The sequence below is a fragment of the Scopulibacillus cellulosilyticus genome, from assembly GCF_042665295.1.
Taxonomy (GTDB): Bacteria; Bacillota; Bacilli; order Bacillales; family Sporolactobacillaceae; genus Scopulibacillus_A; species Scopulibacillus_A cellulosilyticus.
Window position 1 is genome coordinate 33,506 of the sequence record NZ_JBHTCO010000044.1, and the last position, 14,745, is coordinate 48,250.

Sequence of the window (14,745 nt, forward strand, 5' to 3'; positions counted from 1 at the left end):
GTCACGGTGACACCACTATCCTTTTATCTTCTTGTTCCCCGTCAATAACAACACCATCATGTTTATATTTTTTCAAAATAAAATGAGTGGTCGTTGAAACGACAGAGTCTAACGCTGACAGTTTTTCAGAAACAAATTCGGCAACCTCTGCCATTGTCTTTTCTTCAATCGAAACAGACAAATCATAAGTGCCGGACATTAAATAAACTGCCTTAACTTCAGGAAATTTGTAAATTCGCTCGGCAATTTTACTGAACCCGACACCGCGCGCAGGGGTTACTTTAACATCGATCATCGCGGTCACCCCATGGTTATCTGAAACTTTATGCCAATCAATCAGCGTTGAATATCCAAGAATCACCTTATCCTTTTCAAGCTTATTAATAATATTTTTAGCCTCTTCAACTGTAAGCTGAGTCATTTTTGCTATTGTATCAATATCTAAACGGCTGTTTTTCTCCAGTATTTGCAGAATTTCTAATTCTTTTGTTTCCATAGGGTTCACCCACCTGTTTACAATTAGTCAATCAACATTATAGCAAACTATTCGACGGACAGAAGGATTTTTTGTAAATCAAAAAAACCTTTCAATCTAAGTGAAAGGTTTTCCAACTAATATTGCTTTATCTCTACTAAGCTAATAATCTTCAATAAATGCTTCAAATGAAGCTAATATTTCATCTTGTATTTGTGGGTTTTGATAGACAGGATCCAGTAATTTATTTAAAATTGTTTTTTTATCTTCGATGGGTAAAGAGCTTTCCTGAATCTTTTTGCGGCATGTAAAGAGAAACTCAAGATAATCGTCATAAGATTCATCAAATCTATCAGAAAGATTGTCTCTGATTTTTTTCGCTAAACTGGGACTTGCCCCATTTGTAGAAACACTAATTGTCAGCTTTCCTCTTTTTAAAACAGCCGGGACTTCAAAATTCCCTAATTCAGGCTGGCTCACGACATTAACGAGCTGCCGGCTGCCCGCACTGTCAGCAATTTGCCGGTTCACGTCCTTATCATTTGTAGCAGCAATGACAATAAACGCATCAATAATGTCCTCCGGCTCAAAATTCTTTCGGTACCAGGTAACTTGACGGTTTTCAATAAACTGATTTATCGCATTGGAAACATCAGGACTCACAACTGATACACATGCGTTAGATTGAAGAAGAAAAGCTATTCTTCTTGATGCAACGTGTCCCCCGCCGACAACGACAGCCTTTTTACCAGTTAAATCCAGATTAATTGGATAGTGGGTCATGAACCTTTCCTCCAAGTTCGGGAATGAGCTCCTTGACACGCTCTAATAAAACATCTTTCAACTTTGAATGGTAACCAAGATATTGACATAGCGTGAAATTTGGCTGATATGACTTTAAATTGTCTATTTCCTTCTGGATATCTTTCATCAAGATACCGGTAAAAAGAAGATATGGAACGACAAAAACTTCGCTGTATCCAGAACTCCCAGCCTGTTCAAGCCCTTCTTTAAAAGATGGCCGGGCCGCTGTTAAATAGCATACCTTTACAGACTGAAAACGATATTTATTTTGCAGCATTTGCGCTACCTGTGCCATACGTTTCTTAATATCAGGGTCGCTGCTTCCTCTGCCCACAAGCAGTACCATGGCATCCTTTGATTTATCCGGGCTTTTTTCGCGAATTCTTTCCGCTAAGATATCAACAATATTCTCATGAACACCCAACGGACCGCCGTAATGTATTGATATATTCGGAAAACGCTGTTTAGCTTTTTCCAGTTCTAACGGGATGTCTCTTTTGATATGTTTTGCCGCAAGAAGAAGCACCGGCTGAACAGCAATATTTGTCGCCCCTTTATTAACACAGCGCTCAATGCCCTCAAGAATGTTTGGTTCCGCCAGTTCCAAAAAGCATATTTCCTGAATCGGCACTGAAATTTGCTTTATGCACTGTTCGATAAAATCTCTTGCCTGCCTGGTTGCTTCTGGAACACGGCTTCCATGTCCAATGTATAAAATCGCCTGCATAATCTCACAACTTTCCTGAGTTAAGATGACAAACGCTCTGCTTCATTTTTATTAATTTTTTCAAACCATTGTATCTTTTCCCGGAGATGTACAACTTCCCCGACAACTATCATTGTCGGATTTTTTATTTGATATTGTTTTGCCTTATCAACAATATTTTCCAATGTTCCTGTAACAGTTTCCTGTTCTTCTGTTGTACCCCAGTGGATGAGCGCGACCGGTGTTGTTTTTTGACGTCCATAAGCGATTAGCTTTTGTGCAATGTCAGGCAGCTGACCGACTCCCATATAAATGGCCAATGTGTCAATGCCTTTAGCCAGGCACTGCCAATAGTGTTCCGCGTCTTCCTCATCCCTGCGGTGGCCCGTTACAAATGCGACCGATGAGCTAAAGTCCCGGTGAGTCACCGGAATGCCCGCATAAGCAGATGCCGCTATCCCCGAGGTAATACCCGGAACAACCTCAAAATCAATGCTATTTTTAGCCAGTATTTCAGCTTCTTCACCGCCCCTGCCAAAAACAAAAGGATCCCCGCCCTTTAATCTTGTGACAGTCTTTCCGGCCTTAGCGAGTTTCACTAACCAATGATTAATTGTCTCTTGTTTCATCGTATGGTAATTCGGCAATTTCCCGCAATAAATGAGATCAGCTGCCTGATCTGCATAATTCAGTAAATCTTTATTAATCAAATGATCATATAAAATGACATCGGCCTTTTTAATACAATTCATCCCTTTTACCGTAATTAAATCAGGATCTCCAGGCCCTGCGCCAACAAGATAAACTTTACCCACCGTGAACCTCTCCCTCAAGCATTTTTGAAAGTACTCAATAAATTCCATTACCTTTATTTTTTAAATTTTCTTTATTTCAATCAGAGAACAAAACCATGTTTTCCAACTTATTTACTGGGTTTAATTTGATTTTCATTGTAGACAGTTAATAGTTAATTGTCAATTACATAATTTAAATCTCTTGATTTTTTATTTGAAAAACTTGGTTTTGCGATTTACGCCAAGCCTTTATTTACATCTGAGCTTCTTTACGACAAGCCAATCCTTTTATTATGTACAATTGGACTAATAAGGCATAAAAAGTTTCAATATTAGTTTGACAATTGGAAACTGTCATGATAAACTCCATTTTAAGTTAAATGATTTGAATATCCCATCTTATTGAGAGAGGCTGAGGGACTGGCCCTTTGACGCCCGGCAACCTGTCCGGCACTCAGAATAGCATCTTATTTTTGCTTACCTGAGTCCCGGACAAGGTGCCAATTCCTGCAAAGCGATTGCTTTGAAAAATAAGATGTTTAATCTTATTGGGGCCTCTCTACTTTGTAGCGGGGCCCTTTTAACACTTAAGAGACATAATAAAAAAGGAGTTGGGGAGAAAATGACAACAGTAATCAGTTCTAATTTAGGCTATCCAAGGATTGGGGAAAACAGGGAATGGAAAAGAACACTTGAAAAGTTTTGGTCAGGTAAAATTGACAAAGAAACTTTTCTGGAAGATATTCAAAAGCTGCGTCTTAATCACCTGCAAAAACAAAAGGATCAAGGCATTGACCTTATTCCTGTCGGTGATTTTTCATTATATGACCACGTCCTTGATACATCTGTTATGTTCGGCGTAATACCAGAACGCTTCGAATACAGCGATGGTCCGGTTTCGCTTGATACTTATTTCGCAATCGCACGCGGCAATCAAAAGGCTGTTGCATCAGAAATGACTAAATGGTTCAATACAAACTATCACTACATAGTTCCTGAACTTAATCAGGCTGAACCAAAAATCACAGAAAACCGGCCGCTGAAGTTTTTCCGTGAAGCAAAAGAAAAGCTTGGCATCAACGGAAAACCGGTCATACTCGGCCCTATCACTTACTTAAAGCTTTCCAAAGGATACAAGCCTGAAGAATTCAAGACGTTGCTTGATAAATTTGTACCGCTTTATATTACAGTTCTGCAAGAGCTTGAAAAGGAAGGTGCTGAATGGGTACAAATTGATGAACCTATTCTAGCGACATCATTGCAAGCTGAAGACATCGAAATTTTTAAAGAAGTATATGAAAAACTCTCTTCTTCTTTAACTAAACTAAATATTTTACTGCAAACTTACTTTGAAGGATTAGATTATTATCAAGAAGTTGTAAATCTCCCTGTACAAGGTGTCGGACTTGACTTTGTACATGATGAAGGAGAGAACCTTGCTTCAATTAAAAAATATGGTTTTCCAAAGGATAAAGTTCTTGCTGCAGGGATTATTGACGGCCGAAACATTTGGCGTTCCAACCTTCAAGCAAAGCTTGAATTGCTTGAAGATATCATTGAAAGTACAAGAATTGAAACGCTTTTCGTCCAACCGTCTTCAAGCTTGCTTCATGTGCCTGTTACTGTAAAGAATGAAACTAAACTTAATTCTACATTAGTAAAAGCACTATCTTTCGCCGATGAAAAACTTGAAGAAATCTCCTTGCTTACTAAGGGGCTTAGCCAAGGCAAAAGCGCTGTTGAAACAGAAATCACTCAAAGTGCGACAGCCATTGAAGCGTTAAATCAATCAATCAGCCGTAATAATACTCAAGTACGTGATGCCATTCGAAATCTCTCCGGTTTTTCAAGCGATCGGAATTCATCGTTCAAAGAACGTTATAAAATCCAGCAACAAGAGTTCCAGCTTCCGCTTTTACCGACAACAACAATCGGAAGCCTGCCGCAAACACCGGAAGTCAGAAAGGCAAGAAGAGCTTGGAAAAATGGTGAATGGACCAATGAGGAATATGATCGTTTCGTTAAAGAACAAATGGATGAAGCCATTGCCCTTCAAGAGGAAATCGGTTTGGATGTCTTCGTTCACGGCGAGTTTGAACGAAATGACATGGTTGAATATTTTGGTGAAAAGCTGGGCGGTTTTGATACATCCTCTAACGGCTGGGTACAATCTTACGGCTCACGCTGCGTTAAACCGCCGTTAATTTACGGAGATGTCCATTTCATTGAGCCAATGACTGTTAAAGAAAGCGTCTATGCGCAATCATTAACTGACAAACCGGTAAAAGGCATGTTAACTGGACCGCAAACAATATTAAATTGGTCATTTGTCCGTGATGATATTCCGCGCTATGAAGTCGCTTATCAAATTGCCTTAGCACTAAGAAAAGAAGTTGAAACATTAGAGGCTGAAGGCATTAAGATGATTCAAGTGGATGAACCTGCGCTTCGTGAAGGGCTTCCTTTAAAACAAAACAAATGGGAAGCATATCTTGAAAAGGCTGTATATGCCTTTAGACTGTCAACATCTTCAGTTCAAGACAGCACACAAATTCATACACATATGTGTTATTCGGAATTTGATGACATCATTGACGCAATCAGCGCTCTTGATGCCGATGTTATTTCAATTGAGGCAGCCAGAAGCCACGGAGAAATCATCCGTACTTTTGAAGAAAAAGGTTACGATAAAGGCATTGGCCTTGGCGTATATGACATCCATAGCCCGCGTATACCTGAAGTTAAGGAAATTGAAGATATTTCAAACCGCGCTCTTCAAGTTCTTGATCCTGAATTATTCTGGATTAACCCTGACTGCGGCTTAAAAACCAGAAAGAAAGATGAAGTGGTCGGCGCATTGAAGGCAATGGTTGAAGCTGCCAAAAAAATAAGAGAGCAAGCGGCTGTTTCTAAAGCATAAAAATTAAAGTACTTTTCGTAAAGGGAACAAAGCAGCTGTCTGAATATGCTTCCTTGAAGCTATGCGACCATAATAATCTCGGATAAAAACACCTCCAGTTAGGAAAAATAACTACTGGAGGTGTTTTAATGACACATAGAGAAGAAAACCGTACACATCGAGGAAAAGTTGCATCTTCAGTTAATCCCCAAGGCTTATCTGAAGATACTGCTGATCAACAGCCGAAATCCCAGCTTGAACAAAGAGCTAAGAAGAAAAATACTAAAATTTAAATCCACAGGATTGAACCTGTGGATTTTCTATTCTGTCCATTTCAATAATAAAGAAAAACTTTCGTCAATAAGGGCTTGTTAATCCCTTCAAAATGATGTTATTGGATCATGAAGAGTATCCACGGATAAGTTATTTATTTTTATTTAAGAGACATTTAATATAAAATGGTGTTATTATCCATTATTCAAGCAAAGCAATCAAAGGAGTCCACTATGTTCGACCCGACAATATATGAAAATTTAAAAGTGGTTATCGAAGGTGCGGTATATGAACTGGACTTAAATGGCAATTTATCAGTCATTGATCGTGTTGACAACATTGATTTGGCAAAAATGAGCAGGGATTTCTCGTTAACTTTCACAAAAAGAGACGGGACTGTATCAGCCAAACTCACACTTAGTGCAAACACGCAAACTCTTTCCGCAGAAATCCTTGATGCCGATACAGCAAATTTGGGATGTCAGTTGAAAATCACTTTTTATGTTAATGTACAGCATCCAGAAACGGATTGTGAAGCTATTTTATTTTTAATCAATAAACACTGGAGGAAATACCGGCCTTCTGTTACTCAGCATTTGTCTTACATTTATGGTGAATACAATGGAGAATTCCAAGATGCCATCAATATCTCTCTCAATGAATCCATTAATGAATCACACATCAGTGAGGTTAAGGAATTTTTAGCATCCATTATTGACACTTTAACCAGCTTAGAACACGATTTTTAATCTGGGATCATTTTGAATAATAGTTCATTAAGTCAAAAATAGAGGCTATCTTCATATAAGATAGCCCATTTAATAACTTCCATTTATTTATTTTTATGTCTGCTGATAAGCACTTCCTATGTTGGCATCCTGATCATTAATTGTTGTATCAATAACATCGATATCGGAAATAAAATTCAGATTAGCGGGGTTTGACATCGCTATTCCAATCGGAAAATAATTATTATTTTGTTTATAATGAGTGTGCCAGCCAAAAACTTGGTTTTCACCGTTAAAAGCGCCAAAATTATAAACGGCACTATTAATATTGTTCGTATTAAACGTAATAACTATCGCCACGACCTCACCACCTTTTTGATGAAAGATCCGCTTTTATAATCCTTGTAAAATTGTCCCCGGATTAAAGTCTTGATCATTAATCGTTGCATCTATGACATCATTATCAATGATAATATTAGCGTTTGCGGGTGAAGTAATTAATAATCCAGCCGGAAAGTTGCTGTTATTTTGCTTAAAATGGTTATCCCAGCCAAATCCTTGATTTTGTCCATTAAAAATACCTACATTATCAGCCACGCTATTAAGATTTGTTGCATTATAAATGATTTCAATAGGCATCCAACTAGCCCCTTTCACAACATTAATATACAATTCTAATTCAGCTTTATTACAAACTATGACCAACTTTTTTTATTGATATGATCATTCAGGAAAAAATCCAACATTTTTTAACCATATTATTTCAAATTATTATATGTTTGGATACCTTCATCGTGAATGGATTGTCAAGATTGAAAATTTAAATCTAATCACCTAAAAAATAATTCCGCATAAACTATTTTTAATTACTGAAACTGATTTCCTCATTATCGGACAAAGGCCATGTTCGAATTTATAAGGGGGTATAACTTTGGATATCGCTATTCAATACAATAATGCGTCGATTGATAGAGGATGGGGAAACACCGGTTTCTTTAATGGGGAAAATGAAGGATTTGGATGGGGCTCTCATTCCAAAAGAAACAATAGTGTCATTGTCACTGGATACAGAGATGACGCCCCGTGCAACATCAATCTTATCTTTGATAATGATGTCATTGACTCGTCTATAAACGATGAGGATGTAAACTATGGAGCAATGAACTTTTTTAGATGATCCCCCGTTTTTAATTTTAGTTTTTAGATATAACTTGACTTTTTATAAAAGCAGGGCAGCATTTAATAAGATTATTTCTTTCTTGGAATCGTCAGCGTCCTCCATTCACTGTCTTTAATTTGCTTGGCAATATAAACAATTTGACCGATATGATAAGAATAATGATACATTTGACGTTCAATCGCCTCAATTACCGTATGCGGTTCATTTCTTATAAAAATGGTTCTGAGAAGGTCTTCTGCATTTAATTGATTAATAACATTAAATAAACAAGCCCACCCCATTTCCCATTTATTCATAAGCTCTTTACGATTAATATCGTTAATAAATTCCTCGTCTCTTTGCCGATTTGCTTTTTCACCATCTGTTGTAAAAAAATTAGTCCAACGCGAAATCATGTTACCTGACATATGCTTCATAATAACCGTTATACTATTGGACTCTTCGTTTGGGTACCAATTTAATTGTTCATCATTTAACTGCTCGATCGTTTTTTCAGCTGTCTTCTTCATATCCGTAAACCTTTCAATAATAACGCGTAAATACTCTTTTGCTATTTTATCCATTGAATCTCCTCCCTCTATTTTAATAACAATATTGTAAATTCCCTTTAATATTCGATATACGTTGTTTATTCCCTCCATTAGATAAGTAAATGATATGTATAGCCAGCTCCCGGTTATCCACAGTTCACAGGGTCAGACCCCGTGACAATTGACAATGTGGATAAATAGGGATACAATCAAATTAGTTAATAGTTTTAACTATTAAAGGTTTAAAGTATTAGAGGTGATACGTCATTTACGAGGAAGATAAGAATGAGCTTTCCAAGCTGCTATCAATAATGGTTCATAAATTTATTATTGCTTATGGCAAAATTCTTGATAGTGATATTTCGGGATCTCAAGTTTATATTCTTGAAATTTTAAATGAGGAAGGTGCTAAGAAAAGCACTGAGCTTGCAGAAAGGTTGGAAATCAGTTTACCCGCTGTTACGAACCTTACTAACAAGTTAGTCCGAAAAGGTTATATTGAGCGTAAAAAACCGGAAAATGACCGGCGAATAACCCTTTTACAAATAACCTCTTTGGGCTCAGAAGTACTTGACCAAATTAATGAAAAATATTTTTCTTTAACCGATTCATTGTGGTCAGGCTTTTCTGACAAGGAATTAAAGAATCTTCATATTTATTACAAAAAAATGGTGGACAACCTTAAAGATTATAAATTAGATAAGGAGTGATTGGTTATGTCTCAAACTGAACAAGTCGCAGTAATTACTGGTGCCGGAAGCGGTATGGGCCGCGCATCCAGCTTAAAATTGGCTGAAGCGGGAATGAAGTTAGTATTAGTTGACTTTAATCAACAAACGGGGGAAGAAACTCTTAGCCTTGTAAAAGAAAAAGGCGGAGAAGGTATCTTTGTTAAAGCGGATGTTTCTAAAAGTGAAGATGTGCAAAATTACGTAAACAAAGCTGTCGATACTTACGGCCGTATTGATGTTTTCTTCAATAATGCCGGTGTTATCCAAAAACCATATTTATTAGCTGATATCCCTGATGATGAATTCGACCGCATCGTTTCTGTTAACTTTAAAGGTGTTTTCTTTGGTATGAAATATGTTATTAAAGTAATGGAAAAACAAGGCTCAGGTGTTATTATTAATACTTCTTCAAGCTCAGGAATTCGCGTAGAACACAGCCTGGCTGTTTATTCTGCAAGCAAGCACGCGGTTGTCGGTATAACAAAAGCAGCAGCAAAGGAATACGCTGATAAAGGCATTCGTGTCAATGCTATTTGCCCGGGAGGCGTTGAAACCAGCTTGGTCGCCGGATTCCAAAAAACGTGGGAAGAAACTGGAAACACGCCAAAAATTGACTTCCCAATCATTGGACGCATGGCAGATTCAGATGAAATCGCTGAAGTTGTCGCTTTCCTTGCATCTCCCGGCGCAAGCTATATGACCGGATCTATCATCGCTGTTGACGGCGGATTAACTTTATAATAAGAAAGCAGCCTGCTTCTTATGACATAAAAACAAAAAACATGGAATCCCCAAAAGGTTTTCCATGTTTTTTGCTTACTTAAGGTTTTAAAGCGCTCATGAATTCATTACATCGCTGCATCAATCTTAGGCTTTCGTATCAGGCTCATGATACCCGCAATTAGATAAAGAACTGCCGGTACTAAGCCGACACCAGTAGAAATAACACCTATTAAAACACCGCCTGCAATAAATAAAACACCTGCGGTTTTCGGTTTGTTATTCCCCTTAATACAAAAAACAGCAATTAATCCCAGGACAAGCCCTACAATTGAAGCAATTGTAAGAACCCATCCTCCGCTCGTGATGAAATGATTCATTTTGTCGATATCGCTTGCAGATAAGGCATTGTCGGTATTAATTTGCTGCAGACTCTGTTGAAATTTGTCGTTACCTCTTAACGATATGATGAAGATTCCAAACACTAACATTAATGCACTCAGAATAATACCTATAACACCTAAAGCGATCTCACCGGTACGTTTCAAACCCGTCCCCCCCTTTCTAATTGGAAAATTTTCACTTAATTAACTCGTCACATCTCTTTTTTCAAATATTACAATGGCAATACCCATAAATATGATAAAGTAAACTATTAATATGACTATAGAAAAATCTAAAGACATGCCTTTTGCAGGAGATCCCTCAACATATTGATAAAGATCAGTATTGTTAAAAAAGATAAATTTAGCATAGTTTTTATCAAAAACAGATAAAAGACTGCTGATAATGGAACCGGCAAATTGAATAAAAATACTTAATGCAATAGCTAATGCATTATTTTTAAAGATCGTCGAAAGCATAAAGGCAAATGCGGCAATCATAATCAGTCCGACAAATTTTGATCCAAAGTATTGAAGGAAATGGACGAAAATCGAAACATCCTTTATATGTCCCCTCTCTGCAAAGACATAGCGCGAGGATGTGTCGTCAAATCCGAAAACAATTGCACCAACAATAAAAGAGACGACCATTAATAAAAGAAATATAACAAACGCATTGAAAATAACCGATACATACTTAGATAAAAGAACTTTCCATCGTTTTAACGGCCGCATTAACACTAATTTGATCGTCCCCCACGAATACTCTTGAGAAACAATACTCGAAGCAATAATAATAATGAACAATGTGATCAGGCCTGAATATCCCAGTGTCGATTGGACAAATCCAACAGCTGTATCATCATACATAGGCGGAATATTGCGGTTAATCCGGTATTGGTCCATTTTTATTTCTTGTTTAATCTCCGGTTTTAATTCCTTAGGTGTTTTCTTACTGGCTAGTTCAGCTTCTTTACTTATAATTTCCGTTTTTAAATGGCCCTTCCAATCTTTTGGGTGCTTATCAGCGGTTTTTAAAGTAATGACTAAGGATAACGCGACAATAGCGGCTAAAACTAAAACCATAACCCACAACATTTTACGCTTATAAAGTTTCATATTCTCATTTTTTACTAACCGTAAAAATTGTATCATAGCTGTCCCCCTCCCGTTTTTGCCAGGAAGCGTTCTTCAAGTGATTGCTTCAGCGGTTCAATCGAATAAACGTCCAATTGATTTTTTACCAGTTCTTTATTGAGTTTTGGAATTTGGCTGTAGCCGATGTTTATTAACAGCTGATTGCCTTCAACCTTGACAGCAATATTTAATTCTTCAAGAAGATCAATCGCCCTATCCAGTGGTGTGACATGTAAGGCAATCGACAAAGTTTCATTCCCATCATTATCTTGATGGACATTCTCAGTATCAGTGATCACGCCGTTTTGTATAATAATAATTCGATCGCATAAAAGTTCCATTTCTGATAACAAATGGCTTGAAACAAAAATAGCAATGTTCTCTTCCCTTGATAAACGCCTTAAGTAATCCCGTATTTCCCGGATGCCTGATGGATCTAATCCATTTGTTGGTTCATCAAGAATTAACAAATCTGGAGAATTTAATAAGGCTTGGGCAATGCCAAGTCTTTGCCTCATGCCCAATGAGTAGGTTTTTACTTTATTTTTAATTGCTTTCTCCAGCCCTACTAAATGGGTAACCTCTTGAATTCTCTGTTTATCAACAGGCCCCATCATACTTTGAAAATGCGTCAAATTATCGTATCCGGACAAGAACTTATACATTTCCGGATTTTCAATAATTCCTCCAACTTGTTTCAGCGCTGATTCTTTATCCTTTTTCACACTATGGCCGTTAATTTGAATATCGCCATCAGTAATTGACATCAGGCCGACCATCATCCGCATTGTTGTTGTCTTCCCGGCGCCATTTGGACCAAGAAATCCTAAAATTTCTCCCCTATTAATGTCAAAATTTAAATCCTTTACAATGTCCTTGTTTCTTATTCGTTTCGTTAAGTGACGAATTTTTGCAACTGGTTCCGCCATTGTTTCACCTCTGTTATTCAATTTTCACTTTGCTAAAGAAGGGCATAAAAATAATCTACTATTTTTTAGTAGAAATCATGATGTCTTATTGTGCAGGAATTGGAAATATGGTAGTGTAACTTTTGGAGCAAAAGTTCAGTTTCTATGATAAAGCAAATATGGAAATTTTCAAGAAAAAATTTCATAAATTTGATATTTTAGGGATAAGCTAGCTCCCCCACTTTTAAAGGGCAGCTCGTATCTAAGTATATTTACACAAAGATTGACAATTCCTATCAAATTATCCTTCCTTTTTCTATTATTCTTTCAGTAAACGACAAAATTCTCTTTGCTAACATAAAAATAATGTGGTACGTTAGTAAATGATTGGGTAATTTGTAACATGCTAAAAGTATATCCAAATTTTAAAAGGGGGGATAAACAATGAAAATAGGAGAAATCAAGAGGGCTGCAAGATCATCACTGCGGCATCGCTGGTGGCGTTCGCTATTAATCATACTTATTGGATTCATTATTTATGGAGTTATTCCAAACATTATTGAAGCTATATTAAGCGGCGGCTTTGATAAGGTTGATACGCCTGAAGAACCTTTCTCCGCCGTCATAGTATCTTTAATTCTTTCAATAGGTCTCCTCCCAATAATGGTCGGGCAATATTGGGCATTTCTTGGCATTTCCAGGGGAGAGAACATAAAGGTAAAAAGTTTATTTGATGCCTTTTCAAGCGTGGCGTTATATTTTAAATCGCTCGGTCTCATTATTTTAATATCTATTTTCACCTTTTTGTGGAGCTTATTATTTATTATTCCAGGAATTATTAAAGCCCTTGCTTATTCTCAAGCATATTTCATTATGAAGGATAACCCGGATTATTCTATAACTGAAGCTATAACAGCGAGCAGAAAACTAATGAACGGCCATAAGTGGCACTTTTTCTTACTATTATTAAGCTTTATCGGCTGGTGGATCTTAAGTATTTTCACATTATTCATTGGGCTGTTATGGTTATTGCCGTACATATTTACTTCTTGGGCTAAATTCTATGAAAATCTATTGGATAAGCCAGAGTTAGCAGAGTAATAATATTATTAAAGGATTCCCTACAAACATGCGGGAATCCTTTTTTTACATTAAAAAACGTTCATGTGCTTAATTTAGTTAGTCATTCGTCGCCTCGTTAAGATCGCAAAGCACACTATTGAGCCAACATCAGTGATAAATATGATAATTCCCATTGGCATAGCGGTATGGCTGCCGGCAATACCGACCAGCGGGGCTACGATTGCGCCGGCAATAAATGGCAGCAGTCCGAGTAACGCTGAAGCACTGCCTGCTGAACGGCTTTGATTTTGCATTGCCAATGAAAAACCGACGGTGGTAACGATACCTACGCAGGACACCACGACGAACAAAGAAACGACAACAGCAACCATACTTGCGCCGGTTAGAATGGTGATGAGCAGAGCAACACTGGCAAAGCCGGCAAGGGCAAGACCCATAACAAGCACTTTCTTTTCACTGACTCTTCCAGCGAGCCGCCCTGTGATTTGAGTGGCAATAATAATGCCAAGTCCGTTAACAGCAAAAAATATACTAAAAGCTTGCGGAGATACGTCATAAATATTTTGCAGGACAAAAGGCGAGCCGGATATATAGGCAAACATTGCTGCCATCACCAGCCCTTGCGACAATGTATACCCCATAAAAACTCTGTCTGTGATCAGTCTGCCAAATGTAGATAAAGTGGCCTTTATATCATCATTTGACCTATTTTCGTACGACAAAGTTTCAGGTAAGCCAAAAATAACGGAAACAAGCAGCAGGACACTTATTAAACATAAAACAACAAATACACCGTGCCACGAGGTTACCCTTAATAACTGTCCGCCTATAATCGGTGCAATGATCGGCGCAATACCATTGATCATCATCAAAAGAGAATAAAACTTCGTCAGCTCTGTCCCCGAGTAAAGGTCACTGACCATCGCACGAGAAATAACGATACCTGCAGATCCGGCAATCCCTTGAATGATGCGAAGCACAATTAACAGCCAGATAGAAGGACAAACAGCACACAAGAGTGATGCAGCTGCATAAATGATTAACGCTATAACCAGAGGTTTCTTGCGTCCTCTTTTATCACTGATTGGGCCTGCAAATAATTGTCCAAATGCCAGCCCCAAAAGACAAGCCGTCAAGCTGAGTTGGGCGAGTGAAGTATTCGTATGAAGATCTATAGTCAAGGCCGGCAACGACGGCAAATACATATCTATAGAGAATGGCCCAAATGCGGTCAGTAATCCTAAGACAGCAGCCAGCCATAATCGGCGGTATTTTGTCGGCGGCTGCGGCTGCGAAATTGGATCCAGTTCATTTAAAGAATGGTTCATGTATACCCTCCTTACACCCTTAAAATTTCTAAAACACTCTATTAATATTAAATAATTACCCCCTAA

The 14,745-nt window shown here is 37.7% G+C and carries 18 protein-coding genes and 1 riboswitch; of the genes, 7 read left to right on the plus strand and 11 right to left on the minus strand.

Going from position 1 to position 14,745, the window contains the following annotated elements; genetic code table 11:
• Position 1 precedes the first annotated feature (1 nt).
• From ACFQRG_RS20530 to cobA, 4 genes are all read right to left on the minus strand, one after another.
• Positions 2–496 (minus strand): Lrp/AsnC family transcriptional regulator, encoded by a 495-nt coding sequence (locus ACFQRG_RS20530; RefSeq protein ID WP_380969700.1) that lies wholly within the window; start codon positions 494–496, stop codon positions 2–4.
• Between the two features lie 141 nt (positions 497–637).
• A complete protein-coding gene (locus ACFQRG_RS20535) occupies positions 638–1,258 on the minus strand; it encodes an NAD(P)-binding protein (RefSeq protein WP_380969703.1) in 621 nt (206 codons plus the stop codon).
• Positions 1,239–2,006 carry a sirohydrochlorin chelatase gene (locus ACFQRG_RS20540; protein WP_380969705.1) on the minus strand — a complete coding sequence of 256 codons (768 nt, stop codon included), beginning with the start codon at positions 2,004–2,006 and terminating at the stop codon, positions 1,239–1,241. Before ACFQRG_RS20540 ends, ACFQRG_RS20535 begins: the two co-directional genes overlap by 20 nt.
• 20 nt (positions 2,007–2,026) lie before the next feature.
• Positions 2,027–2,800 (minus strand): uroporphyrinogen-III C-methyltransferase, encoded by a 774-nt coding sequence (gene cobA, locus ACFQRG_RS20545; RefSeq protein WP_380969707.1) that lies wholly within the window; start codon positions 2,798–2,800, stop codon positions 2,027–2,029.
• A gap of 375 nt (positions 2,801–3,175) precedes the next feature.
• A riboswitch (SAM riboswitch) is annotated at positions 3,176–3,316 on the plus strand.
• A gap of 85 nt (positions 3,317–3,401) precedes the next feature.
• On the opposite strand from cobA, the gene metE reads away from it, so the two are divergent.
• The 3 genes from metE to ACFQRG_RS20560 all read left to right on the plus strand — a co-directional run bounded on the left by metE (position 3,402) and on the right by ACFQRG_RS20560 (position 6,700).
• On the plus strand, positions 3,402–5,699 hold the full coding sequence (metE, locus tag ACFQRG_RS20550) for a 5-methyltetrahydropteroyltriglutamate--homocysteine S-methyltransferase (protein WP_380969709.1): 2,298 nt from the start codon (positions 3,402–3,404) through the stop codon (positions 5,697–5,699).
• Between the two features lie 128 nt (positions 5,700–5,827).
• Positions 5,828–5,971: a small, acid-soluble spore protein L gene (gene sspL / locus ACFQRG_RS20555; protein WP_380969711.1), complete on the plus strand. Its 144-nt coding sequence runs from the start codon at positions 5,828–5,830 to the stop codon at positions 5,969–5,971.
• Positions 5,972–6,184: 213 nt separating this feature from the next.
• The gene (locus ACFQRG_RS20560) at positions 6,185–6,700 is read left to right on the plus strand and encodes a hypothetical protein (protein ID WP_380969714.1); all 516 of its coding nucleotides are present in this window, start codon (positions 6,185–6,187) and stop codon (positions 6,698–6,700) included.
• Between the two features lie 93 nt (positions 6,701–6,793).
• On the opposite strand, the gene ACFQRG_RS20565 is transcribed toward ACFQRG_RS20560, so the two are convergent.
• Entirely contained in the window at positions 6,794–7,039 is a 246-nt protein-coding gene (locus tag ACFQRG_RS20565) for a hypothetical protein (RefSeq protein ID WP_380969716.1), read from the minus strand.
• A 33-nt stretch (positions 7,040–7,072) separates the two neighbouring features.
• The gene (locus ACFQRG_RS20570) at positions 7,073–7,318 is read right to left on the minus strand and encodes a hypothetical protein (RefSeq protein WP_380969717.1); all 246 of its coding nucleotides are present in this window, start codon (positions 7,316–7,318) and stop codon (positions 7,073–7,075) included.
• A gap of 292 nt (positions 7,319–7,610) precedes the next feature.
• Here ACFQRG_RS20570 and ACFQRG_RS20575 point away from each other — a divergent pair, with 292 nt between their 5' ends.
• The gene (locus ACFQRG_RS20575) at positions 7,611–7,856 is read left to right on the plus strand and encodes a hypothetical protein (RefSeq protein ID WP_380969719.1); all 246 of its coding nucleotides are present in this window, start codon (positions 7,611–7,613) and stop codon (positions 7,854–7,856) included.
• Positions 7,857–7,927: 71 nt separating this feature from the next.
• Here ACFQRG_RS20575 and ACFQRG_RS20580 read toward each other — a convergent pair whose 3' ends face one another.
• Positions 7,928–8,422 carry a DUF1572 family protein gene (locus tag ACFQRG_RS20580; RefSeq protein ID WP_380969721.1) on the minus strand — a complete coding sequence of 165 codons (495 nt, stop codon included), beginning with the start codon at positions 8,420–8,422 and terminating at the stop codon, positions 7,928–7,930.
• A gap of 278 nt (positions 8,423–8,700) precedes the next feature.
• Between ACFQRG_RS20580 and ACFQRG_RS20585 the strand changes: the two genes are divergently transcribed.
• Both ACFQRG_RS20585 and ACFQRG_RS20590 read left to right on the plus strand, forming a co-directional pair.
• Complete coding sequence (locus ACFQRG_RS20585; RefSeq protein WP_380969723.1) at positions 8,701–9,099, plus strand: MarR family transcriptional regulator; 399 nt, start codon at positions 8,701–8,703, stop codon at positions 9,097–9,099.
• 6 nt (positions 9,100–9,105) lie between these two features.
• Positions 9,106–9,861 carry an SDR family NAD(P)-dependent oxidoreductase gene (locus ACFQRG_RS20590; RefSeq protein ID WP_380969726.1) on the plus strand — a complete coding sequence of 252 codons (756 nt, stop codon included), beginning with the start codon at positions 9,106–9,108 and terminating at the stop codon, positions 9,859–9,861.
• A 107-nt stretch (positions 9,862–9,968) separates the two neighbouring features.
• Here the strand turns inward: ACFQRG_RS20590 and ACFQRG_RS20595 are convergent, their stop codons facing one another.
• The 3 genes from ACFQRG_RS20595 to ACFQRG_RS20605 are packed head-to-tail and all read right to left on the minus strand — an operon-like array spanning position 9,969 to position 12,289.
• Positions 9,969–10,388: a DUF4064 domain-containing protein gene (locus ACFQRG_RS20595; RefSeq protein WP_380969728.1), complete on the minus strand. Its 420-nt coding sequence runs from the start codon at positions 10,386–10,388 to the stop codon at positions 9,969–9,971.
• Between the two features lie 39 nt (positions 10,389–10,427).
• Positions 10,428–11,378, minus strand: a complete 951-nt coding sequence (locus ACFQRG_RS20600; RefSeq protein WP_380969730.1) for an ABC transporter permease — start codon at positions 11,376–11,378, stop codon at positions 10,428–10,430.
• Complete coding sequence (locus tag ACFQRG_RS20605) at positions 11,375–12,289, minus strand: ABC transporter ATP-binding protein (RefSeq protein WP_380969732.1); 915 nt, start codon at positions 12,287–12,289, stop codon at positions 11,375–11,377. The genes ACFQRG_RS20600 and ACFQRG_RS20605 overlap by 4 nt, the downstream gene beginning before the upstream one ends.
• Positions 12,290–12,712: 423 nt before the next feature.
• On the opposite strand from ACFQRG_RS20605, the gene ACFQRG_RS20610 reads away from it, so the two are divergent.
• On the plus strand, positions 12,713–13,369 hold the full coding sequence (locus ACFQRG_RS20610; protein WP_380969734.1) for a DUF975 family protein: 657 nt from the start codon (positions 12,713–12,715) through the stop codon (positions 13,367–13,369).
• 74 nt (positions 13,370–13,443) lie between these two features.
• Here ACFQRG_RS20610 and ACFQRG_RS20615 read toward each other — a convergent pair whose 3' ends face one another.
• Positions 13,444–14,679 (minus strand): multidrug effflux MFS transporter, encoded by a 1,236-nt coding sequence (locus ACFQRG_RS20615; RefSeq protein WP_380969737.1) that lies wholly within the window; start codon positions 14,677–14,679, stop codon positions 13,444–13,446.
• Between the last annotated feature and the right edge of the window lie 66 nt (positions 14,680–14,745).

Excerpts from the sequence above, each read along its gene's own strand:
- ACFQRG_RS20530 (WP_380969700.1), bottom strand. The coding sequence starts at position 496 with ATGGAAACAAAAGAATTAGAAATTCTGCAAATACTGGAGAAAAACAGC.
- ACFQRG_RS20535 (WP_380969703.1), bottom strand. The coding sequence starts at position 1,258 with ATGACCCACTATCCAATTAATCTGGATTTAACTGGTAAAAAGGCTGTC.
- ACFQRG_RS20540 (WP_380969705.1), bottom strand. The coding sequence starts at position 2,006 with ATGCAGGCGATTTTATACATTGGACATGGAAGCCGTGTTCCAGAAGCA.
- metE (WP_380969709.1), top strand. The coding sequence starts at position 3,402 with ATGACAACAGTAATCAGTTCTAATTTAGGCTATCCAAGGATTGGGGAA.
- sspL (WP_380969711.1), top strand. The coding sequence starts at position 5,828 with ATGACACATAGAGAAGAAAACCGTACACATCGAGGAAAAGTTGCATCT.
- ACFQRG_RS20560 (WP_380969714.1), top strand. The coding sequence starts at position 6,185 with ATGTTCGACCCGACAATATATGAAAATTTAAAAGTGGTTATCGAAGGT.
- ACFQRG_RS20570 (WP_380969717.1), bottom strand. The coding sequence starts at position 7,318 with ATGCCTATTGAAATCATTTATAATGCAACAAATCTTAATAGCGTGGCT.
- ACFQRG_RS20580 (WP_380969721.1), bottom strand. The coding sequence starts at position 8,422 with ATGGATAAAATAGCAAAAGAGTATTTACGCGTTATTATTGAAAGGTTT.
- ACFQRG_RS20585 (WP_380969723.1), top strand. The coding sequence starts at position 8,701 with ATGGTTCATAAATTTATTATTGCTTATGGCAAAATTCTTGATAGTGAT.
- ACFQRG_RS20590 (WP_380969726.1), top strand. The coding sequence starts at position 9,106 with ATGTCTCAAACTGAACAAGTCGCAGTAATTACTGGTGCCGGAAGCGGT.
- ACFQRG_RS20600 (WP_380969730.1), bottom strand. The coding sequence starts at position 11,378 with ATGATACAATTTTTACGGTTAGTAAAAAATGAGAATATGAAACTTTAT.
- ACFQRG_RS20605 (WP_380969732.1), bottom strand. The coding sequence starts at position 12,289 with ATGGCGGAACCAGTTGCAAAAATTCGTCACTTAACGAAACGAATAAGA.
- ACFQRG_RS20610 (WP_380969734.1), top strand. The coding sequence starts at position 12,713 with ATGAAAATAGGAGAAATCAAGAGGGCTGCAAGATCATCACTGCGGCAT.
- ACFQRG_RS20615 (WP_380969737.1), bottom strand. The coding sequence starts at position 14,679 with ATGAACCATTCTTTAAATGAACTGGATCCAATTTCGCAGCCGCAGCCG.